At 39.8% G+C, this 20384-nt stretch carries 19 protein-coding genes; 14 read left to right on the top strand and 5 right to left on the bottom strand.

Annotated features, from left to right (window positions below; genetic code table 11):
* The first annotated feature begins 67 nt into the window (after positions 1 to 67).
* The 3 genes from B7E04_RS17400 (at position 68) to B7E04_RS17390 (ending at position 4586) form a co-directional block, all read left to right on the top strand.
* Positions 68 to 1510 (top strand): alpha-L-fucosidase, encoded by a 1443-nt coding sequence (locus B7E04_RS17400; RefSeq protein WP_080779793.1) that lies wholly within the window; start codon positions 68 to 70, stop codon positions 1508 to 1510.
* Positions 1510 to 4179, top strand: coding sequence for a beta-glucosidase (locus B7E04_RS17395; RefSeq protein WP_080779790.1), 2670 nt, complete (start codon positions 1510 to 1512; stop codon positions 4177 to 4179). Before B7E04_RS17400 ends, B7E04_RS17395 begins: the two co-directional genes overlap by 1 nt.
* Positions 4180 to 4331: 152 nt before the next feature.
* Positions 4332 to 4586 carry a hypothetical protein gene (locus tag B7E04_RS17390; RefSeq protein ID WP_080779788.1) on the top strand — a complete coding sequence of 85 codons (255 nt, stop codon included), beginning with the start codon at positions 4332 to 4334 and terminating at the stop codon, positions 4584 to 4586.
* 119 nt (positions 4587 to 4705) lie between these two features.
* On the opposite strand, the gene B7E04_RS17385 is transcribed toward B7E04_RS17390, so the two are convergent.
* Positions 4706 to 5590, bottom strand: coding sequence for a hypothetical protein (locus B7E04_RS17385; RefSeq protein ID WP_080779787.1), 885 nt, complete (start codon positions 5588 to 5590; stop codon positions 4706 to 4708).
* A 280-nt stretch (positions 5591 to 5870) separates the two neighbouring features.
* Here B7E04_RS17385 and lpdA point away from each other — a divergent pair, with 280 nt between their 5' ends.
* From lpdA to B7E04_RS17350, 6 genes are all read left to right on the top strand, one after another.
* Positions 5871 to 7259: a dihydrolipoyl dehydrogenase gene (lpdA, locus tag B7E04_RS17380; protein WP_080779785.1), complete on the top strand. Its 1389-nt coding sequence runs from the start codon at positions 5871 to 5873 to the stop codon at positions 7257 to 7259.
* Positions 7260 to 7285: 26 nt separating this feature from the next.
* Complete coding sequence (locus B7E04_RS17375; RefSeq protein WP_062648436.1) at positions 7286 to 7900, top strand: PH domain-containing protein; 615 nt, start codon at positions 7286 to 7288, stop codon at positions 7898 to 7900.
* Between the two features lie 60 nt (positions 7901 to 7960).
* Positions 7961 to 8560, top strand: coding sequence for a hypothetical protein (locus tag B7E04_RS17370; RefSeq protein ID WP_139785431.1), 600 nt, complete (start codon positions 7961 to 7963; stop codon positions 8558 to 8560).
* A 205-nt stretch (positions 8561 to 8765) separates the two neighbouring features.
* Positions 8766 to 10706 carry a S9 family peptidase gene (locus B7E04_RS17360; protein ID WP_080779779.1) on the top strand — a complete coding sequence of 647 codons (1941 nt, stop codon included), beginning with the start codon at positions 8766 to 8768 and terminating at the stop codon, positions 10704 to 10706.
* Positions 10707 to 10906: 200 nt separating this feature from the next.
* The gene (locus B7E04_RS17355; RefSeq protein ID WP_080779777.1) at positions 10907 to 11542 is read left to right on the top strand and encodes a DUF2306 domain-containing protein; all 636 of its coding nucleotides are present in this window, start codon (positions 10907 to 10909) and stop codon (positions 11540 to 11542) included.
* 172 nt (positions 11543 to 11714) lie between these two features.
* Positions 11715 to 12515, top strand: coding sequence for a patatin-like phospholipase family protein (locus B7E04_RS17350; protein ID WP_080779775.1), 801 nt, complete (start codon positions 11715 to 11717; stop codon positions 12513 to 12515).
* Between the two features lie 415 nt (positions 12516 to 12930).
* Here B7E04_RS17350 and B7E04_RS17345 read toward each other — a convergent pair whose 3' ends face one another.
* From B7E04_RS17345 to B7E04_RS17335, 3 genes are all read right to left on the bottom strand, one after another.
* Complete coding sequence (locus B7E04_RS17345; RefSeq protein ID WP_080779773.1) at positions 12931 to 13365, bottom strand: hypothetical protein; 435 nt, start codon at positions 13363 to 13365, stop codon at positions 12931 to 12933.
* A 58-nt stretch (positions 13366 to 13423) separates the two neighbouring features.
* On the bottom strand, positions 13424 to 14125 hold the full coding sequence (locus B7E04_RS17340) for an ABC transporter ATP-binding protein (RefSeq protein ID WP_080779770.1): 702 nt from the start codon (positions 14123 to 14125) through the stop codon (positions 13424 to 13426).
* An 83-nt stretch (positions 14126 to 14208) separates the two neighbouring features.
* Positions 14209 to 14778: a hypothetical protein gene (locus B7E04_RS17335; RefSeq protein WP_080779768.1), complete on the bottom strand. Its 570-nt coding sequence runs from the start codon at positions 14776 to 14778 to the stop codon at positions 14209 to 14211.
* A 453-nt stretch (positions 14779 to 15231) separates the two neighbouring features.
* Here B7E04_RS17335 and B7E04_RS22010 point away from each other — a divergent pair, with 453 nt between their 5' ends.
* The 5 genes from B7E04_RS22010 to B7E04_RS17310 all read left to right on the top strand — a co-directional run bounded on the left by B7E04_RS22010 (position 15232) and on the right by B7E04_RS17310 (position 19812).
* Positions 15232 to 15438, top strand: a complete 207-nt coding sequence (locus B7E04_RS22010; protein ID WP_139785430.1) for a hypothetical protein — start codon at positions 15232 to 15234, stop codon at positions 15436 to 15438.
* A 108-nt stretch (positions 15439 to 15546) separates the two neighbouring features.
* Positions 15547 to 16122 (top strand): hypothetical protein, encoded by a 576-nt coding sequence (locus B7E04_RS17325; protein WP_080779764.1) that lies wholly within the window; start codon positions 15547 to 15549, stop codon positions 16120 to 16122.
* Between the two features lie 125 nt (positions 16123 to 16247).
* Positions 16248 to 17153 carry an NmrA family NAD(P)-binding protein gene (locus tag B7E04_RS17320; RefSeq protein ID WP_080780733.1) on the top strand — a complete coding sequence of 302 codons (906 nt, stop codon included), beginning with the start codon at positions 16248 to 16250 and terminating at the stop codon, positions 17151 to 17153.
* A 46-nt stretch (positions 17154 to 17199) separates the two neighbouring features.
* A complete protein-coding gene (locus tag B7E04_RS17315; RefSeq protein ID WP_080779762.1) occupies positions 17200 to 18120 on the top strand; it encodes an AraC family transcriptional regulator in 921 nt (306 codons plus the stop codon).
* 186 nt (positions 18121 to 18306) lie between these two features.
* A complete protein-coding gene (locus B7E04_RS17310) occupies positions 18307 to 19812 on the top strand; it encodes an amidohydrolase family protein (RefSeq protein ID WP_080779760.1) in 1506 nt (501 codons plus the stop codon).
* Between the two features lie 106 nt (positions 19813 to 19918).
* On the opposite strand, the gene B7E04_RS17305 is transcribed toward B7E04_RS17310, so the two are convergent.
* Positions 19919 to 20194 carry a hypothetical protein gene (locus B7E04_RS17305; protein ID WP_080779758.1) on the bottom strand — a complete coding sequence of 92 codons (276 nt, stop codon included), beginning with the start codon at positions 20192 to 20194 and terminating at the stop codon, positions 19919 to 19921.
* Between the last annotated feature and the right edge of the window lie 190 nt (positions 20195 to 20384).

Below are 20384 nucleotides of genomic sequence, written 5' to 3'. Positions count from 1 at the left end.
CCAATTTTATAGCAGCAAAAAATTGCAGGTTCATAAATGATTGTTAATTTAGCAAAAACGAACCTCCATGCTCATTAAACAGAAAACAAAAACCCTTTTTCTTTCATCACTTCTTATTTCCTCTGCATTCTTCTCACAGACACATAATGTATCAGCTGGATACCAAAAACCGGATGACCCGCTTGTTGTTAAGAATCTGGAAGAATGGCAGGACCTTAAATTTGGGTTGTTTATGCATTGGGGAACCTACAGCCAGTGGGGGATTGTAGAAAGCTGGAGCCTCTGCCCGGAAGATGAATCCTGGACTAAGAGAAAGCCTGAGCACGGAAAATCCTATAATGAATATGTAAAGAACTACGAAAATCTTCAGACCACTTTTAATCCCATAGCGTTTAACCCACAAAAATGGGCCGATGCTGCAAAAAAAGCAGGGATGAAGTATGTGGTCTTCACCACAAAGCATCATGACGGGTTCTCTATGTTTGATACCAAAGAATCAGATTATAAAATGACTTCACCCAAAACCCCTTTCTCAAAAAATCCGAAAGCGGATGTCACCAAAGAAATTTTTACAACATTCAGAAAAGACGGATTTAGGATCGGAGCCTACTTTTCCAAACCGGACTGGCATTCCGAAAACTACTGGTGGCCGTATTTTCCTCCGAAAGATAGAAATGTGAACTATGATCCGAAGAAATATCCGGAAAGATGGGAAGCCTTCAAAAAATTTACGTTCAATCAGCTTAATGAGATTACGTCCAATTATGGGAAAATCGATATCCTTTGGCTGGATGGTGGCTGGGTTCGTCCTTTCAAAACCATTGATCCTTCTGTAGAATGGCAGAGAACCATTAAAGTGGAACAGGATATTGAGATGGATAAAATTGGGACCATGGCCAGGAAAAACCAGCCGGGAATCATTATGGTAGACCGTACGGTACCTGGAAAATGGGAAAATTATGTGACACCTGAACAGGCCATCCCTGAACACGCCCTTTCCATCCCGTGGGAAAGCTGTATCACCATGGGAAATTCTTTTTCCTATGTTCCCAACGATCAGTATAAGTCCTCACAGAAAATCATAGAAACCCTGATCAAAATCATTTCAAGAGGCGGAAACTACCTGATGAATATTGCTCCCGGGCCCAATGGAGATTATGATGCAGTGGTTTACGACAGATTAAAAGAGATTTCCGGCTGGATGGATAAAAACCAGTCAGCGGTATTTGCCACAAGAAGTGCAGAACCTTACCATGACGGAAATTTTTACTACACCCGGTCGAAAGACAGCAAAACCCTCAACGTTTTCCATATTGATGATAAAGCCGTTTATCAGGCTCCGGCTGTTCTGAGTTTCTCAATTCCGGAAAATTTTAAACCGAAATCGTTGAAGATTCTTGGAACAGATTCAAAACTGCAGTGGAAGCAGACAGGAAATATAATAGAAGTAAAGCTTCCCGCAGACAGGACAAAAATAAAGTATGCATCGGTAATTCAAATGGCTAAGTAATGAATCTGAATTTGATTAAAGTCACGGTCATTACCCTTTCGCTGAGTTCGGTTTTCCTGTATGCGCAGAAAGAAAAAACTTTGTACAAGGACCCAAAACAGCCGGTTGAAGCACGGGTTCAGGATCTGTTGAAGAGAATGACACCCGAAGAAAAATTCTGGCAGTGTTTTATGATTCCCGGAGATCTGGATCATGTACCCAAAGACCAGTATAAACATGGAATTTTTGGGCTGCAGGTAAGTGCTTCAAATCAGGGAGGTGGCGCAGCCGGGCAACTGTTGACCTATAATGCCGGGGAGGATGCTGAAATGCTTGCCAAAAAGATCAATGCGATTCAGAAATATTTCATTGAAGAATCCCGGCTGGGAATTCCCATTATTCCGTTTGACGAGGCTTTACACGGCCTGATGCGTGAAGGAGCTACCGCTTTTCCGCAAGCTGTAGGGCTGGCAGCCACCTTTAATCCTGAACTTATGAAACAGGTGTCCTCCGCCATCGCAAAAGAATCGAGATTAAGAGGAATCCGGCAGATCCTGACGCCGGTAGTCAACCTGGCCAGTGATGTGAGGTGGGGCCGGACGGAAGAAACTTATGGGGAAGATCCTTTTTTAACCTCTGTAATGGGCATGAGTTTTGTAACCTCGTTCGAAAATATGGGAATCATCACCACCCCGAAACATTTTTTAGCCAATGTAGGAGAAGGCGGGCGGGATTCCTATCCCGTTCACTGGAGCAGAAGATATCTTGAAGAAACCCATCTTGTTCCTTTTCATAAAGCTTTTACCTCAGGAAAAAGCAGATCGGTAATGACATCCTATAATCTTTTGGACGGAAGGCCTTCTACGGCCAATCACTGGCTGCTCACGGAAAAGCTGAAAAAAGACTGGAATTTTAAAGGATTTGTGATCAGCGATGCAAGTGCGGTAGGTGGAGCGAATGTACTCCATTTTACGGCAAAAGATTATGATGACGCATCCGCACAGGCCATGAATGCAGGACTTGATGTGATATTCCAGACAGAATACAAGCATTATTCATTATTTATACCTCCTTTTCTGGATGGCCGGATTTCAAAAGAAAGAATAGATGATGCCGTGGCAAGGGTTTTAAGGGCAAAGTTTGAGCTTGGGCTTTTTGAAAACCCTTATGTTTCCGATCAGGAAATCCGGGAATTAAAAAAAATCAATCATAAACCTCTGGCGGAAAAATCAGCACTTGAATCCATTGTTTTATTACAGAATGAAAAGGAGACACTTCCTGTTTCCGTTCATGCTAAAAAAATCGCGGTGATCGGGACAGATGCTTTTGATGCAAGGCTTGGCGGGTATTCAGGACCGGGGAACCATAAGGTCAGCATTCTGGAAGGCATTAAAAATTTCACAAAAGATAAAAATATTGAAGTCTCTTATGCAAAGGGGATTACGTGGGACCTGAAAAATTTTAAAACAGTTCCCGCCGGACTCTTGTCTTTTGAAAATAGCAAAGGATTAAAAGGACAATATTTTTCAAATCCTGAATTAAAAGGAACCGCTGCTTTTGAAAGACAGGATGAGCAGATTAATTTTAAATGGACACTGTACTCACCCGATCCTGAAAAACTTCAGCCGGACCACTACAGCATCCGCTGGACGGGAAAACTGAGCGCTCCTGGCACCGGAAAGTATCATTTCGGACTGCGTGGGAATGATGGTTCCCGTTTGTATCTGGATGGAAAATTAATCATTGATCAATGGGAAAAATCCGGATATTCCACGAAAACTGCCGCCATAGATTTTGTTAAAGACCGGAAGTATGACATCGTCATAGAATTCCGTGAAAGCAGGGGAGAAGGGAATATTGACCTGATCTGGAATTATGGGATAGATGATTATCAGAAAGACTTTGATGACGCTCTAAAAACAGCAGAAAAAGCAGATCATATCATTATTACAGCAGGGATTCACGAAGGAGAGTTTCAGGACCGTTCTTCACTGGCACTGCCTGGAAATCAGGAAGAATTTATTCAGGAAGTTTCAAAGCTTAATAAACCCGTTACGGTAATTCTGATAGGGGGATCTGCTATTAAAACAACAGCCTGGAAAGATAAGGCAGGAGCTATCTTAGATGTCTGGTATCCCGGGGAAGAAGGGGGAAATGCAGTGGCGAAAATTCTTTTCGGGGCAGAAAATCCTTCCGGGAAATTACCTGTTACATTCCCGGCAGAAGAAGGACAGCTCCCACTGACTTACAACCACCACCCGACTGGAAGGGGAAATGATTATTATGACCTTAGCGGTGAACCGTTGTATCCTTTTGGATTTGGACTCAGCTATACCACCTTCGAACTTTCAGATCTGCATTTGAGCAAAATGAAATATTCGGAAAATGATACCATTATTGCTGATATTAAAATCAAAAACACAGGAACAAGAGCAGGCAGTGAAGTGGTTCAGCTCTATGTGAAAGATATTCTGGCATCCGTTGCAAGGCCTGTTATTGAGCTTAAAGGTTTTCAAAAAATCTATTTAAATCCCGGAGAATCCAGACAGCTGACCATTCAGGTTCCGGTCAGGGACCTGCAGTTTTTAGATGAAGATATGAAATGGACCGTAGAAAAAGGAACGTACAGGATTATGGTTGGGAATTCGTCCAGAAACCTTCCGTTAAAGCAGAATATTGAGATTGAATAACTTTTTTTGAGGCGTGGATAAAGCCTTTTCACAAGCGTGTTTACAGGAAATCATCCCCGGAATTATAAAAACTCTGGTACGATATATGTAATATTTACTGCAAAACCTGAATGAATTTAAATTTTCTAAAATCATTCAAAAAATAAAATGTCATGAGAAAGTTTCTTATATCATCCGTATTGTTATTAGGTTTATCAATGAGTGTAAATGCCCAGAAAAGACCGCCGGAACCTCCTTCCAAAAGTGAAATGATCGAAATGAAGTCAAAGGAACTGGATAAAAGATACAACGCAGAAAAAAAACTGATCTTAAATCATCCGCTTGCCACAAAAAAGATGAAGCGTGATCAGCTGAAAGCTTTGAATGAAAAATACCAGAGCCAGAAAAGACTCCTGAAAAAAATGTAAGGCCCTAAAAAGCTTGCAAAGAAAGCTTAAAAAGCAGAAAATAAATGAATAAAGCCGTTTCACACAGTATGAAACGGCTTTATTCATTCTCAACCTTAGCCTCAGCCTCAATCTCAACCTTAATATAACTTTCTCGCCAGCAACAGATTCAGAAGGAACGTTCCCGTCCAGTTACTGTTATTAGATCCGTTGCTTCCGATAAAATCAATACGGGAAACAGAAACGGTAAGTCTGGTTTTCCCTCCCACGTTGGCCAGGCTTACAAATGAAGCGGTGAAAACATCCGGAAAGCTGGAGTTATTCCCGGCCGTTATAATAGGGTACATATTGGTCACATTAAATGGAGCACCCTGATATTCATAGGTGAGGGTCATCCGGCTCGCGTTGGAATAAGCGGAAGTATGGGCATAGGTTGTTGATGCTTTACTGATCACCCACCATGCATCAGTTCCCGTTCCGGTATCATATGTTGCTACCGCATGATTAGTCCAGTCTGCAACCGGAGCTGTGCCCCCGGCATGCGGAGGTATTGAAAGCTGGACCCCATAAATTTCAACATTACTGGGCTTGGGAAGTACCGTAAAAGAAAGGTCCCAGGTGCCTCCCGTGGTATTGCTGTTATTCACTACTTCGGCATAAGCGCCTGTAGGAATTACAAAAGAATTTACAGGGGTATTGTCAATCCTCAATGTATTTCCACTGGACGCCTGAAGGGTAATCCCGGAAGTGGAGATATTTTTGATCTTATAAATTCTTCCAGTGTAGCTCGTAGTACCGGTTCCTATCACAGGAAGTGTGAAAGTGGCATTTCCCGTCCCGTTATAGGTGAGATAATGGTCTGTGGCAGTGATGGAGTAAGTGGTTGTAGAGATCTGCTTATAATCCGCACCGAAAGATCCGGCAACCGCTAATGTGCTGTTGGGTGTAGACGTTTTGATGCCAACCTGAGCATTAAAAGACAGGCTCAACAAGAGAAAGCTTGCGATAAAATTCTTGATTTTCATAGTATCCTAATTTTGTAGTTGTGTGTATAAAGATGATTTTATGATATTCATTTACAATTGATTATTTAGTAAGTTTTATATCAAAATCACTTATTTGTGATCTCTAAATTCGGATACAATAATTATGCTAATATTTTACGGTTTGGTTAAAAAATTTAATTTCAGTTTCGGATTTGGTCAAAGGCTGGTCAAATGAAGTTCGCGATCAGTGAAATATGGAATGCCGGATCATAAAACATCCAATATTTTTCCTTAAATTCGCATAAAAATTTTTAAAATAATGAACTACGATATCATTGTCATCGGAAGCGGGCCTGGCGGTTATGTTACAGCGATCAGAGCAGCACAATTGGGTTTCAAAACTGCAATTATCGAGAAAGAAAATTTAGGAGGTATCTGCCTGAACTGGGGATGTATTCCTACGAAAGCTTTATTGAAATCTGCTCAGGTTTTTCATTATATCAACCATGCTGAAGACTATGGTCTGAATAAAGTGGAAGCAAGCTTTGAATTTCCAAACGTGATCCAGAGAAGCCGTGGCGTGGCCGGCAAGATGAGCAAAGGAATTGAATTCCTGATGAAGAAGAACAAGATAGACGTTATTTTGGGTACGGCTACAGTACAGAAAGGTAAAAAAGTTTCTGTTACAGATAAAGACGGTAAAGTAACCGAATATACAGGAGAGAATATCATTATCGCCACAGGAGCACGTTCAAGAGAGCTTCCAAACCTTCCTCAGGATGGTAAGAAAGTAATCGGATACAGACAGGCATTATCTCTTCCCGAGCAGCCGAAATCTATGATTGTTGTAGGTTCAGGAGCTATCGGGGTAGAATTTGCAGATTTCTATAACACCATGGGAACTAAAGTAACCGTTGTGGAATTCATGCCGAACATTGTTCCTGTAGAAGATGAAGAAATTTCTAAACACTTGGAAAAGTCTCTTAAAAAGACAGGGATCGAGATCATGACCAATGCATCTGTAGAAAGCGTTGATACCAGCGGAGAAGGAGTGAAAGCGACTGTGAAAACAGCTAACGGAACCATTACCCTTGAAGCGGATATCTTACTTTCTGCCGTAGGTATCGCTGCCAATATAGAAAACATCGGATTGGAAGACGTAGGAATCCAGACGGATAAAGGAAGAGTTTTGGTAAACGAATGGTATGAAACGTCAGTACCGGGTTACTATGCGATCGGTGATATCATTCCTACCCAGGCTCTGGCGCACGTTGCTTCAGCAGAAGGAATCACTTGCGTAGAGAAGATCAAAGGAATGCATGTTGAGAAAATCGACTACGGCAATATCCCTGGATGTACGTATTGTCACCCTGAAGTTGCATCAGTAGGTCTTACTGAAAAGCAGGCCAAAGAAAAAGGATACGAGATCAAAGTTGGTAAATTCCCGCTTTCTGCAAGTGGTAAAGCTACCGCTAACGGAAATACCGACGGTTTCATCAAAGTAATTTTTGATGCTAAATACGGCGAATGGCTAGGATGCCACATGATCGGGGAAGGTGTTACGGACATGGTTGCAGAGGCCGTGGTTGCCAGAAAACTGGAAACTACAGGCCATGAGATCATTAAATCTATCCACCCTCACCCAACCGTTTCCGAAGCTATTATGGAAGCCGCTGCAGCAGCTTACGGTGAAGTGATCCACATTTAATATTCATTAACTGATCCATATAAAAGATGTTTAAAAAACTTGCCGCAGAAGCCTTAGGACTTGGAGATATCGGGAAAATTATTCCTGCTCACGATTATGACAAGGTAGATTCAGATGATTACATCCTGTCTGAAGACCGTGAGAAGATTTTCTTCCTGATTAAATCTAAAAGAGATGAATACTGCTTTACCAACAGAGCTTTGATTCATATCGACGGAGCCAGCGCTCTGGATAAAAAAAGGATTTTAAGAAGATACGAATATTATCAGTTTCCGTTTTCAAATATTGCCCTGCAAACTGCGGGAACCATAGACCTTGACGTGGAAATTTCATTCCATATAGGAAATGTTCCTCTGATGATCAGCGTAAGCAAGGGCCAGATTGATCAGTTAAAAGATCTTTACAAAGCTCTTCTGGCCATTCAGCAGGAAGTTCATCACAACCAGTCGCTTTTAGGGTTTTCTGTAGACAGCCTTCAGAAAGCGATCAGTACGGTAGCTTCCGGAAAACAGGAAAATGTATCCAAAAGCCAGGAACTGCAGAATGTGAATGAATATGTGTTCAACTGGTCAAAGAACAGCTACGAAAAGTACAATCAGAAAGACTTTTCAGCGATTTTTGAAAAGTATATTAATAACTAGAATATTAATACCTATATTTAAAGTCCGGATTCGTTCCGGGCTTTTTTTATGAAAATACTTATGAAAAAAACTATTGTATTACTGCTTTCCCTCTGTTTCAGTTTTCTATTTTCCCAGAAAGAAAAGATGTTTAAAGAAACCTATTTTCCTGCAAAATATGTTCTGAAAAACTCGAAGGATACCATAAAAACAAAAATCCTGAATATTGGCTTGTATGATAACGACGAGTTTTCTCCGGCCACTTATATCCGCCAGATCACCGTTCTGGATCCTTCAGATAAAAAAATAAAAGTGGAAGAAAATAATATTCAATATCTGGAAATGAAAGACCTGAAAAATGTCAGAAGAAGGTTTGTCAATGCCAGATCTGTTCTTTCCAAAGAATCAGGGCTGCTTCAGGTGATGTATAGCGGGCGTAAGACACAATGGTACAGAAAAAGCTTCTACACGGGTCCAATTTATACCTATGAAACCAAAAACAGGGACTATCTCATCATGCGGAAAGATAAAACCATCACCGAAATTTTTTTTAAGGCACCGGGAGTAAAACCGCAGCTGAAAGAATTGTTCGGAGCCTATTCCGATCTTTCATCAATGATAGATATTATGGCTGAGGATAGTGATTTAGTAAAGATCCTGGAACGATACGACAAAAAGTAATGATAGATAGGAAGCTGGAAGAAGGAAGAAGGGAGATATTGGGGTTTTTAAATAAAAGTGAGATTATTTTTAATTACCGATCTGATATTAACTTCCATCCTCCTTCTTCCAACTTCCAGCTTCTCCATTTCTATATTTTCAGTAAAATTAATACCATAGATTTCCTTCTGTGGTTTTTTTGTAAATTCAGTCAAAAATTGTAAACATGAAAAACAAATATACTGTTCTTGCTTTTTTACTGGCCGGAATGCTTTCTGCACAAGGGAAAAGTGAGGTGATCACTCCCAATGAAAATCTTATTGCAGAAAATATCCTGCCTATTCCCAAAAGCCTGAACCAGGCCCTTAAAAAGTATTCTGAAAGTAGGAATGCCGGCCTTGCAGGCGTCCACCCGAATGGTAAGGAAATCATTGCGGTTACCCGTTTTGCGTCTACCAATCAGCTTCACAAGATCTCTGTACCCATGGGTGCAAGAAAACAGATTACCTTTTTTGATGAACCTGTCAGCAATGCTTCTTATGAGCCGGTAAAAGGAGAATACCTGATCTACACGAAGGATACAGGAGGAAATGAATTCGGGCAGCTGTATAAGCTTGATCTGAAAACCCTTGAATCCAAACTTCTTACCGATGGAGGAAGGTCTCAGAATGGTGGAGTAACCTGGAAAAAAGACGGCTCAGGATTTTATTTTTCATCCACCAAAAGAAACGGAGGCGATAGGGATATATATTATATGAACCCCTTAAAGCCGGAAGATACACAGCTGATCCTGGAAGTGAAAGGCGGCGGCTGGGGGATCTCTGATCTTTCCGATGATGGTAAAAAGCTTCTGATCTCAGAATATGTTTCCGCCAATGATTCTTATCTGTACATCTATGATCTGGAAACCAAAAAGCTGGAACCCATCACAGACCGTAAAGAAAAAGGAGTGGTACAGGTTCACGCAGATTTCGGGAAAAATAATGATGAAATCTTCTACCTGACGGACCGGGATAATGAATTCACCAGACTGGCCGTTTTGAATATAAAAACAAAGAAAATAGAATACCTGACCTCTGCTATTCCGTGGAATGTGGAGGATTATGAAGTTTCCAAAGACCATTCCAGGCTGGCCTTTGTTACCAATGAAAGCGGAATCAACAAGATGTATATGATGGATACAGCCACAGGAAAATATACCCAGATAAGCCAGATCCCAACCGGACTGATTGGCGGAGTGAGTTTTTCGAATGATGGGAAATCCCTTTATTTTTCGAGTTCAGCGGCCAATTCAGGAGCAGATGTTTACAGAATGGATATGGCCAGCCACAATATCGAAAGATGGACAGAAAGCGAGCAGGGCGAAATGCAGCCGGCAGATATGGCTGTTCCCAAGCTGATAGCATGGAACAGTTTTGATAAAATGAAGATCACAGGATTCTACTATCCTGCTGCATCTAAGTTTACAGGAAAAAGACCGGTGATCATCTCTATTCACGGAGGTCCTGAAGGCCAGTCGATGGCATCTTCTATCGGCTCATCGAACTATTTTACCAATGAAATGGGAATTGCGATGATTTATCCCAATGTAAGAGGATCATCCGGCTTTGGAAAGACGTTTATTGCTGCCGATAACTGGGATCTGAGGATGAATTCCGTGAAAGATATCGGAGCTTTATTAGACTGGATCGCCAAACAGCCGGAACTGGATAAGGACAGGATTATGATCATGGGAGGAAGCTACGGCGGATTCATGACGCTGGCCACGGCGTATGAATATGCGGATAAGATCAGATGTTCCGTAGATATCGTGGGAATCTCAGATTTCAATACTTTCCTTAAAAATACGGAAGAATACCGGAGAGACCTGCGAAGAGTAGAGTATGGTGATGAAAGAATTCCTAAAATGGCTGAATTTTTCACGAAAATTGCCCCTCTGAATAATATAGACAAAATTAAAAAGCCAATGTTTATCATTCAGGGAACAAATGATCCGAGAGTTCCTGTTACGGAAGCTGTTCAGATGAGAGATAAGCTGAAAGCCCAGGGAAAAACAGTGTGGTATCTTGAAGCTAAAAATGAAGGCCACGGATTCAGAAAGAAAGAGAATGTAGACTTCCAGCGTTTGGCAACCATCAGGTTTATGCAGGAATATCTGCTTAAATAAAAACAAATTTGGACATCTGGCCCGAAGACTTTTTTAAGACATTAAACCCGGATCTGTCATAACGCAGGTCCAGGTTTTAAAACATAAAAATGCCATGTACAGGCAGAAAAGAACCACTGAAATTTGTGCCACCTTTCATTTTGGAACATTTGAACCTCATCTATTTCTCACTTTTGGGGAAACTTTAATGAGGTGACTTTATGAAAAATTTTCTTTTTGTGATCATTTGTGTATTGGCATTAATAATTGGTGCCTATCCCCTGATCTATGTTTTTGTTGAGCATAAAAATACTTTTCTGGGTACGAAGGTTCCGGAAGTGGTGCAAAACCTGATCTGGAGGATTTCATTCTTCCTGCATATTATTTTTGGAGGATTGGCATTGTTTATCGGATGGAGGCAATTCGGACCGAAATTCCGGAATAAATACCCTGCTGTTCACCGGGTAATAGGGAAGGTGTATGTTTTTTCTGTTCTGATCAGCTCAATATCCGGGATTTATATAGGTCTGTATGCCAACGGCGGGATTATTTCATCCTTAGGATTTATCTGTTTAAGCTGTATTTGGCTGATCACCACCGTTTCTTCTGTCCTGAATGTGAAAAAAGGGAATATTCAAAGGCATCAACACCTGATGGTGTACAGCTATGCCAGTACTTTTGCTGCCGTTACGCTGAGATTATGGTATCCGTTACTGAAATCCTGGACCGGGGATCCTGAAAATTCTTATCTGGCGGTAGCGTGGTTATGCTGGATTCCAAACCTTTTTGCAGCCTATTTTATCAATAAATATCTTAGTGTAGGGAGGAGTGAAGCTGGAAGAGGGAAGATATATTGATGTTTTAAATAAAACAGGACTGTTTTAATTATGATCTGATATTAACTTCCATCCATCTTCCATCCCCTTAATCTTAACTTTTTCAACCATACTCAGATTAAAATAAGTCTAAATTCGCTATATTTATGAAAATTAACCTTATTTTCTCGCCCTGTTTTCATACATTTATTCTATGAATTTTGAGAGAACAGGACTGGTTTTGTCAGGAGGCGGTACCAAAGGGATCGCCCATGCAGGAGTTTTAAAATTCTTGAACGAAAAAAAGATCGATGTAGAGGTTTTGTCCTGCTGCAGTGCGGGATCTATTGTAGGATGTCTTTATGCCGTTGGGAAAACACCGGATGAGATCCTGGAGTTTTTTAATTCGGTTTATTTTTTCAACTGGAAACATTTTACGTTCAATCAACCGGGTTTGGTTTCTTCCGTGATTTTCAGGAATTATCTGAAGCCTATTTTTCATGATATGAAACTGGGAGATCTGAACAAGGAGGTGAAAATTGTAGCAACAGAGCTTGTTTCCGGAACCCAGAAAATTTTTGACGAAAACTTTGAGGTGGTGGATGCCATTATTGCATCATGCTCCATTCCCGGAGTGACCACGCCATATATTATTGATGATGAAATGTATTGTGACGGGGGAGTTCTTAATAATTTCCCTGCAGACATTATACGGGAAGAATGCGATAAGCTGATCGGGGTTTTTGTTTCCCCGCCGCATGATATTGAAATTAAAGATCTCAAGACCATTAAAGCCATTGTTTCCCGCTCTTACGATCTTCTGTCATACAGGGTCGAAAAAGGAAAATTCGATTACTGTGACTGGTTTATATCATCTCAGAAGCTATCTTCTTACGGAACTTTTGAACGCAGGAAAGACCGTCTGGAAGAGATTTTCAATATTGGTTATAAAGCCGCGGAAGAAAGCTATGAAGCAAGCATTTTCCGTTCACAGCTGAAACAGCTTGGTTCATAAGACAAATTTTTCGGATGGTTTCTGGTTTTAAATAACGGTTTATCCCGGAATTCAGAGTACATCTCAATGCTGTTTTGCAGTTTATTTCTTCTTCTTATTTTTTCCAACTTGCTCTTTTACGATGTTAATATAACCGATCATAAACAATAAACAGCCTATGCTGATGTAGCTGTACATCCAGAATTTGCCTGAAAGTGATCCTGCATATAAGTATTCAAGGCGGATTTTCCAAAGAAATAAGTCGCCTTGGTGATGAGAAGAGGAATCAAGACATAAAAACCGGTGAATACAGCTGTAGCCTGAACTTTTTCAAGGCTTAAACCCAAAGCATGTTATTAAGACACATGTGTTTACTGATCGATTGTTTTTTCAATCGTTCTGTTTGTGCAAATAGAAAATACTAAGGTTGATTGGGTTACTGTTTCACCACAAATCCGTCCTGATTGACAATCTGTTTATCATTTTCATCCGTTACGCTCAAAGTATAAGGAGCCTTCGACGCTGAATCTGTAAGGTAATTCCTCCATACTTCATAGGTATAGCCGTTATTCAGGAATCGGAAATAATAATTTCCCCCTGAACCGTCCGGAACAAGCTCACCATCACTGATGATCATATTTGGTTTTGAAGTGATTTTAGTGTTGGCAGCCCAGGACTGGTACAGGTATTTTCCGTTAGGTTGCTTGTCAATTCTGATCTTGAATTTTTTGGTTTTGATGATTACTGTTTTGGGCACCTGCTGAAAAGGTTGAACTTCAACAGATGTAGTGATCACAGATGGTCTTTCAGCTGCAAAAGCAAAGGTAAACTGACTGATGCAGAATATAGCGGTTAAAGCCTTTTTGATCATTTTAATGAGTTTTTAGGTTGAATCTACAACATCAAATATAACGCCATTTGATAACACGTTAAGAAACAGCCGTATAACTTGCAAAAGCTTCCTCCAGACTGTTGAATCTGCCTTTAAACTCATCAATAAGGCAGTCCTGAAGAATATTTCCTTTGTGGATCAGGATAACACGTGAACACAAAGCTTCCACTTCCTGCATGATGTGGGTGGAAAGCAGCACCGTTTTCTGCTGACCGATTTCCTTCACCACATTTCTGATCTCAATAATCTGGTTAGGATCAAGCCCGTTGGTAGGTTCATCAAGGATTAACAGATCCGGTTGGTGAATAATGGCCTGTGCAAGTCCAACTCTTTGCTTATATCCTTTTGACAGCTGGCCGATCTTTTTCGATTTTTCGGGCGTGATGCCTACAAGCTCGATCACTTCATCCACTCGGGTAGACGGAATTTTATGGATGTTGGCCACAAACTGAAGATATTCCTTAATGTACATTTCCATGTACAGCGGATTGTTTTCAGGTAAGAAACCTATTTTCTTCTTGCTTTCAATTTCGTTTTCCGCAATATTCATCCCATTAAAAATAATTTCACCCTCATCAATTTTAAGTGCCCCGACAATAGATTTCATCAGCGTGGATTTCCCGGCACCGTTCGGTCCCAGAAGACCTATGATTTCATTTTTATCAATGGAAATATTGATTTGGTTTAAAGCAGTCTGTTCCCCAAATTTTTTGGTCAAATTGATGATCTGAAGCGGCATAATTCTTAATGTCTTTCTGCAAAAATAAAAATAAAAAACTCATCCGGATGAATGAGTTTTAATATTATTGAAAAATAATCGTATTATTTTCTTGATTTTTTATTCTTACCGGCGCCTCCGGAGGCTGGGGTAGTATTGTTAGCCTGTTTTGAAGTTGATTTGTTACCATTGATCTGCTGAATGGTGGATGGTTTCTCATACATTGCAGATTTTCCGTTGGTTTTTCCGAATATCTTTTCAACCTGTTTTTGATTCAGAAACTGGGATTTTCCTACGTATTTACGGTTTTTATTGATATACTGGATAAACTGCATCGTTGGCTGGCCATAGTTTTTCTCAAAATGAAGTTCAATGATATCATTAGGAAGCTCCAGGACTACATTCTCATCGGGCGTAGTTACAAAGCCGTCTGTAATCAGCTTGTACAGGCCGGAAACATCCCCGTCCAGGTTTTGAAATGAAAAAGATCGTATGGTATTCAGGTTACTTGTGTTAAGGTCCTGGTAGTTGATGGTAAATTTATCCTCTTTTTTATATAAACCTACAGAATTATCTTTGCCAATTTCCACCAGGCTTTCATTTTTCAACACTTTGATCTGTGAGAAAACTGAAATACCGAACATACATGTAATGAGTAGAATTATTTTTCTCATTGGAAGGGATTTTAATGTTTTACAAAATTGGTGTACTAAAATTAGTAATAAAAATGCTTGAAAACAATTTATTATTTCAAGCAAAAGTAATACTTTTTTTTAATATCCATAATGGCTGCCGGGCTGATGTTATGCATCTCACTGAATATACAAATGCTTGTAAATTAATTTTTTATATTCTTTTGGGAAATACATCGTTTTAAATTTCAGAAAAAACCCGGTGAATCGGATGAAATTTTCCATGAACGTAATGTATTAATTTACAGATGCTAATTTTTTTACCCGGATTATTTTTTAATATAAATTTAATGTCAGTCTTCGCGGTCAGAGTTTTCCGGACTCATGTGCTTTCTGATCATCTTCCTGCCGGAAATATAAACGGCTAATCCTGTTTTCTTATTGTTGCCCGGTACTAAAATTTGTATTTTTACTTCCTTTATGAACACCTTTAATATGAATATACTCCATCAGGACAACGACTTTATCATTCGTCGGTTTTCACCCGAAGAACAAAACCTTTTTTGTGATCTTTTTGAAGATCCGGAAGTAACGAAATATCTTCCTTACCAGTTCATCACTGGAAACATCAGATACTATCTGTCTGCTGATCTGTCTGGCAGCATGTCTTTTCACTGGGTTTTTCTATCGTTTTGTCATTGAAAAACCGTCTTCAAAGCTCAAGCAAAGAGTTTTAAACATGAAAAAATCAAAATAAACAACGGAGTGAAATTTTCTCTTATTTTTGTTAAGCACTAAATACAATTCATTATGATTGACGTAACAGAATTTAAAGAAAACTTAGCTTTGGAAACCATTCCCGTAGAATTGGAAAAACTGATCTATTTTCAGAACAATATTTCTTCGTTTGAAAATTATACCAAAGGTTTTGGTGTTTTCATCGATGATAAATCCGGTCTGAAGACCTGGAGTAATGATGAGAACTTTTTAAAACGCCTACATCCTTTTGCTCAGGCCAACGGTTCAGGGTCGTTTTATGTGATCTGGGATGATGGAACAGATAAAAATATTGATCAGATGCCAGTTGCGGTCTTCGGGGACGAAGGCGGCGTTCACATAGTAGCTGAGAATATGAAGCAGTTTCTGCACCTGCTTACCTACGATACCGAAATTTCCGTAGAGTTTGATCAGGCTTATTTTTATAAAGATGATGAGGAATATGGAGATGAATACTGGGAAAGCGAAGATCTCGGAGAATATCTGAAATGGATGGAAGGCGATTATGGCTTAGGCCCCATTGAAAATCCGGATGAAGTGATTAAAAATGCACAAAACAAATATAAAGAAAGCTTTGATCAATGGCTGAAGCAATATTATGAATGGTAATCCGCTGCAGAGAGGGTTGTCCCTTTGTTTTATATAAGACCTGTTTTGGCTAAGAAAAGGATAGATCCGGATAAGCCGGCTTTATGCAATATTCAGAATTTTACATCAACAAAAAATGTAATAAAATGAATATTGTTTTAACAGGTTCTATCGGGAACATAGGAAAGCTGCTTACACAGCAATTGGTTAAAAAAGGTCACTCCGTAACAGTCATCAGCAGCAATGCAGAAAGAAAATCCGCTATTGAAAATCTTGGTGCAAAAGCAGCGATCGGAAGTATGTTTGATGCTCCGTTTTTAACTGAAACGTTCAGGGGAGCGGATGTAGTTTATCTCATGGAAACCATGGAAGCCGCAGGAGATCTGTTCGATAAAAGTGTTGATTTTATAGAATCCATCCGTAAAATAGGCGAAAATTATAAAACTGCCGTTGAGCATTCAGGCGTAAAAAAAGTGGTGCACCTCAGCAGTATCGGGGCACATACAGATCAGGGAACAGGGATTATTGTTTTTCACCATTATGTAGAAAAGATCCTGAAACAGATGCCGGAAGATGTGGCGATCAGGTTTATCCGTCCTGTAGGTATTTATTTCAACCTGTTTTCATTCATAAGTACCATAAAAAATAAAGGGGCTATTATTTCAAACTGGGGAGGCGATAAAAAAGAACCCTGGGTTTCTCCGCTGGATATTGCAGAAGTGGTTGCGGAGGAAATAGAACAGCCATTTAAAGGACACAGCGTCCGGTATGTGGCCAGTGATGAGGTTTCACCGAATGAAATAGCAAAAGCTTTAGGTGCTGCTATCGGTCAACCGGATCTGAAATGGGAAATTGTTTCTGATGAAGAAATACTGAACAACTGGTTAAACATAGGATTTAATGAGCAGGTGGCGAAAGGATTTATAGAAACCCAGATCAGCCAGCGTACCGGTAAGTTATATGAAGATTATGAAAAGCACAAACCCGTTTTGGGTAAGGTGAAGCTTGCTGATTTTGCCAAAGAATTTGCTGAAGCCTATAGAAATGAATAACTGAAACTGGGAAGTAAACAGAAGAAACAATCGTAACTTTACAGGCATGGAACAGCGGATCACCAAAAGAATTAAAACCATCACTGAATTTCACCGTTCAAGGGGACTGCCTCCTCCTGAACATCCGCTGATCAGTGTCGTTGATTACAGCACGGTCCAACGTCCTGCTGATATCGGTGAGGCCAACTGGATCTTCGATTTTTATATGATTGCCCTGAAAACCGGGATCAATGGAAAGCTGAAATATGGCCAGCAGGAGTATGATTTTGATGAAGGAACCCTATTTTTCATTGCCCCAAACCAGGTGTTCAGAATAGAAACCCATCCATTTTCCCAAACCACACCATCTGGTTGGATGCTGCTGATTCATCCGGACTTCTTGTGGAATATGCCTCTTGCCAGGACCATTAAACAATACGACTTCTTTGATTACTCCGTGAATGAAGCCCTGTTCCTGTCAAAAAAAGAAGAAGCAACCATCAACGGGATCATGGAAAGCATTAAGGAGGAATATCATGCTCACATTGACATGTTCAGCCAGAACATAATGAGTTCACACCTTGAAACCCTGCTCAATTACTCAGAAAGGTTTTATGAAAGGCAGTTTATCACCAGAAAGATCACGCATCATGAAATCCTTAACCGCCTGGAAAATTTACTGAACGATTATTTTGAAGGTAGTGACCTTGTTTCAAAAGGCCTGCCGACAGTACAGTTTGTGGCAGATCAGCTTTATATGTCCCCCAATTATCTCAGTCGTTTGCTGAAAACGCTTACCGGCCAAAGCACACAGCAGTTTATTCATGACCAGCTGATTAATAAAGCCAAAGAAAAGCTTTCCACCACAGAATTGTCCGTAAGTGAAATTGCGTATGAACTGGGGTTTGAACATCCACAGTCCTTTACCAAACTCTTTAAAAACAAGACCAAGCTCTCTCCCTCGGAATTCAGGGCTTCTTTTCTTTAATGGAATTTCATTTCAGTTGGTTTTAACAGAAATAGTTGATGCCTATTCAGTTTTTTAATGGGGAGAAGCTGTTTTTTCAGAAAAAATAGTTATATTTTTGATGATAATTCTTTTGATACCAGGGACTGTTTAAAATAACCGTTAAACATAACTGCTGTACAAATTGAATTTCAATATTATGACGTTATGATGAAAAAATATCTTGCCTGCCTATTGTTTTTTGGATTTCCTTTAACCGGATGCCTGAATAATGTGGCTGCACAATCCACGTATGAACAAAACTGGAAATTGCTGGATCAGGAGAATAGAGCACTGGCTTTTGATGCAGATATACAACTTTCTGATGCCGAAACGGCATTGGATAAAAAGCTCTTTCAGCTACGGAAGCAATTCGTAACTGATACAGACAAGCAGAAGATCTCTTTATTCAACAGTTCATTTGGTGAAATAAAACCGCTGATAGAAAAAAGCAGACTCTTTGAGGTCATTCAGTCTATGCCGAAAGGCGGCCTCCTGCATACCCACAGCGGAGGTTTTACAGATGTTCAATGGGTGATTTCCACTGCCAGAAAATATAAAGAATGTTATGTTTACGATCAGAAAGATAATGCTCAGTTCATTTTCGGACAGCTGGCTTTTTTTGCTAAAGATAAGGTTCCGGCAGGATTTGTGAGCCTTGACAAAAAACTGCTTGCAGATCCTGGTTTTGAATCTAAATTAAAGGAACTTCTGATCCTGAAACGGGACAATTTATGCAGTTACACAGATTACTGGATCGAGTTTGAGAAACGTTTTCAGAGAATTAATCTGTTGCTCCCTTATCGTCCGTTTTTCAAAGAATATTATTTAAAAGGGTTTCAGGATCTGGCAAAGGATAATGTTCAGCATGTGGAGATCAGGTTTATATTTGATCAACTCTACGATTTTGAGCATGGAAAATATCCTTTAAAAACTTCCATTACAGACTTGCAGGACGTTCTGAAACAAGTACATCAGTCAAATCCTCAGTTTACGTTGAAGCTGATTTATTCCAGCTTTAAATTTTTAGATCCCGACAATGTTGAAAAACAGCTTGAAACGGCTTTCGGGCTCAAAAAAGAATTTCCGGATATGATCTCCGGTTTTGACCTTGTTGCAGACGAGGCTGCCGGAAACAGCATTTATTCTTTCCAGAGCAATTGGACAAAACTTAATGATCTTTCCAAAAAATACGGAACGGATATGCCGCTTTTCCTTCATGCGGGAGAAAGCAATTCCATTCTCAATAAAAACGTTCTTGACATCTCATTACTGAATAACCAGAGAATTGGCCATGGCCTGAATCTGATTTATTTTCCAAAATCTATGGAATTGATCAAGAAGCAAGGCAAATTGGTTGAGATAAGCCCGATCAGCAACCAGATCCTTGGCTATGTCAGTGATTTCCGGAATCATCCTGCGAGGGTTTTATTAAGCAATGGCGTACAGTGTTCCATTAACAGTGATGATCCTTCCGTGTATGGCTATGATGGTCTCAGTTACGATTTCTGGGTAGCCTTTGTCTACTGGGAACTGGATGTGAAAGCGCTTAAAAAACTGGTTTTTAACTCCATCAATTATTCTTCCCTGAATAAAAATCAGAAAAAAGAAGCTGTTGTCTATTTGAATAAGGAATGGAATGATTTTGTACTGAAAGCCGGTCAGAAGCTGTAATAGAGCTCGGATATCATATAAAACCAAAATAGCATCATTGTTCCAGTGATGCTATTTTATATCGAATAAATAATTTCCTTTAAAGAATATCTTCCCGCTTTTTCATTTACTTTTGTCTGGGCTGCAGACTGTCTGACATTGCCGCATTCACATTGCCGGTACCATTACCGGTGTTGTTGTTACTTGTTTTCCTGCCGCCTGTATGGGTTTTAGTATTGATACTGTCATGGCTTGTTAGCGTGTCTTTTGAGCTTTGGGACGTATCATAAGGAGTAGACTGTACATTAACTGTATCGGCAGATACTGTTTTTTCAGCTCCGTTTTTTTTACAGGCTACAACAGCAAAACTTATAGCAATGACGGATAAAAATAGATTTTTCATAATTTTTTATTTAATAAATGTTAGTGGTGTTCTGATGTGAATTCTCAAAATTAGATATTACTTCACAGTATTTATATGAGCAGGATCATAATGCGCGGATGATAGATCGTATTACAGGTATTGAAAAAGAGAGCGGATTAAAATTTAAAAATTTTAATCCGCTCCCGGGACCTCAACGAATCATCTTTTT

This window comes from Chryseobacterium phocaeense (assembly GCF_900169075.1).
Taxonomy (GTDB): domain Bacteria; phylum Bacteroidota; class Bacteroidia; order Flavobacteriales; family Weeksellaceae; genus Chryseobacterium; species Chryseobacterium phocaeense.
The sequence above is the reverse complement of the archived record's forward strand: the minus strand, read 5'-3'. Positions and strand labels throughout refer to the sequence as shown.

Excerpts from the sequence above, each read along its gene's own strand:
- lpdA (WP_080779785.1), top strand. The coding sequence starts at position 5,871 with ATGAACTACGATATCATTGTCATCGGAAGCGGGCCTGGCGGTTATGTT.
- B7E04_RS17385 (WP_080779787.1), bottom strand. The coding sequence starts at position 5,590 with ATGAAAATCAAGAATTTTATCGCAAGCTTTCTCTTGTTGAGCCTGTCT.
- B7E04_RS17355 (WP_080779777.1), top strand. The coding sequence starts at position 10,907 with ATGAAAAATTTTCTTTTTGTGATCATTTGTGTATTGGCATTAATAATT.
- B7E04_RS17370 (WP_139785431.1), top strand. The coding sequence starts at position 7,961 with ATGAAAAAAACTATTGTATTACTGCTTTCCCTCTGTTTCAGTTTTCTA.
- B7E04_RS17350 (WP_080779775.1), top strand. The coding sequence starts at position 11,715 with ATGAATTTTGAGAGAACAGGACTGGTTTTGTCAGGAGGCGGTACCAAA.
- B7E04_RS22010 (WP_139785430.1), top strand. The coding sequence starts at position 15,232 with ATGAATATACTCCATCAGGACAACGACTTTATCATTCGTCGGTTTTCA.
- B7E04_RS17360 (WP_080779779.1), top strand. The coding sequence starts at position 8,766 with ATGAAAAACAAATATACTGTTCTTGCTTTTTTACTGGCCGGAATGCTT.
- B7E04_RS17305 (WP_080779758.1), bottom strand. The coding sequence starts at position 20,194 with ATGAAAAATCTATTTTTATCCGTCATTGCTATAAGTTTTGCTGTTGTA.
- B7E04_RS17325 (WP_080779764.1), top strand. The coding sequence starts at position 15,547 with ATGATTGACGTAACAGAATTTAAAGAAAACTTAGCTTTGGAAACCATT.
- B7E04_RS17335 (WP_080779768.1), bottom strand. The coding sequence starts at position 14,778 with ATGAGAAAAATAATTCTACTCATTACATGTATGTTCGGTATTTCAGTT.
- B7E04_RS17340 (WP_080779770.1), bottom strand. The coding sequence starts at position 14,125 with ATGCCGCTTCAGATCATCAATTTGACCAAAAAATTTGGGGAACAGACT.
- B7E04_RS17390 (WP_080779788.1), top strand. The coding sequence starts at position 4,332 with ATGAGAAAGTTTCTTATATCATCCGTATTGTTATTAGGTTTATCAATG.
- B7E04_RS17400 (WP_080779793.1), top strand. The coding sequence starts at position 68 with ATGCTCATTAAACAGAAAACAAAAACCCTTTTTCTTTCATCACTTCTT.
- B7E04_RS17395 (WP_080779790.1), top strand. The coding sequence starts at position 1,510 with ATGAATCTGAATTTGATTAAAGTCACGGTCATTACCCTTTCGCTGAGT.
- B7E04_RS17345 (WP_080779773.1), bottom strand. The coding sequence starts at position 13,365 with ATGATCAAAAAGGCTTTAACCGCTATATTCTGCATCAGTCAGTTTACC.
- B7E04_RS17315 (WP_080779762.1), top strand. The coding sequence starts at position 17,200 with ATGGAACAGCGGATCACCAAAAGAATTAAAACCATCACTGAATTTCAC.
- B7E04_RS17375 (WP_062648436.1), top strand. The coding sequence starts at position 7,286 with ATGTTTAAAAAACTTGCCGCAGAAGCCTTAGGACTTGGAGATATCGGG.
- B7E04_RS17320 (WP_080780733.1), top strand. The coding sequence starts at position 16,248 with ATGAATATTGTTTTAACAGGTTCTATCGGGAACATAGGAAAGCTGCTT.
- B7E04_RS17310 (WP_080779760.1), top strand. The coding sequence starts at position 18,307 with ATGATGAAAAAATATCTTGCCTGCCTATTGTTTTTTGGATTTCCTTTA.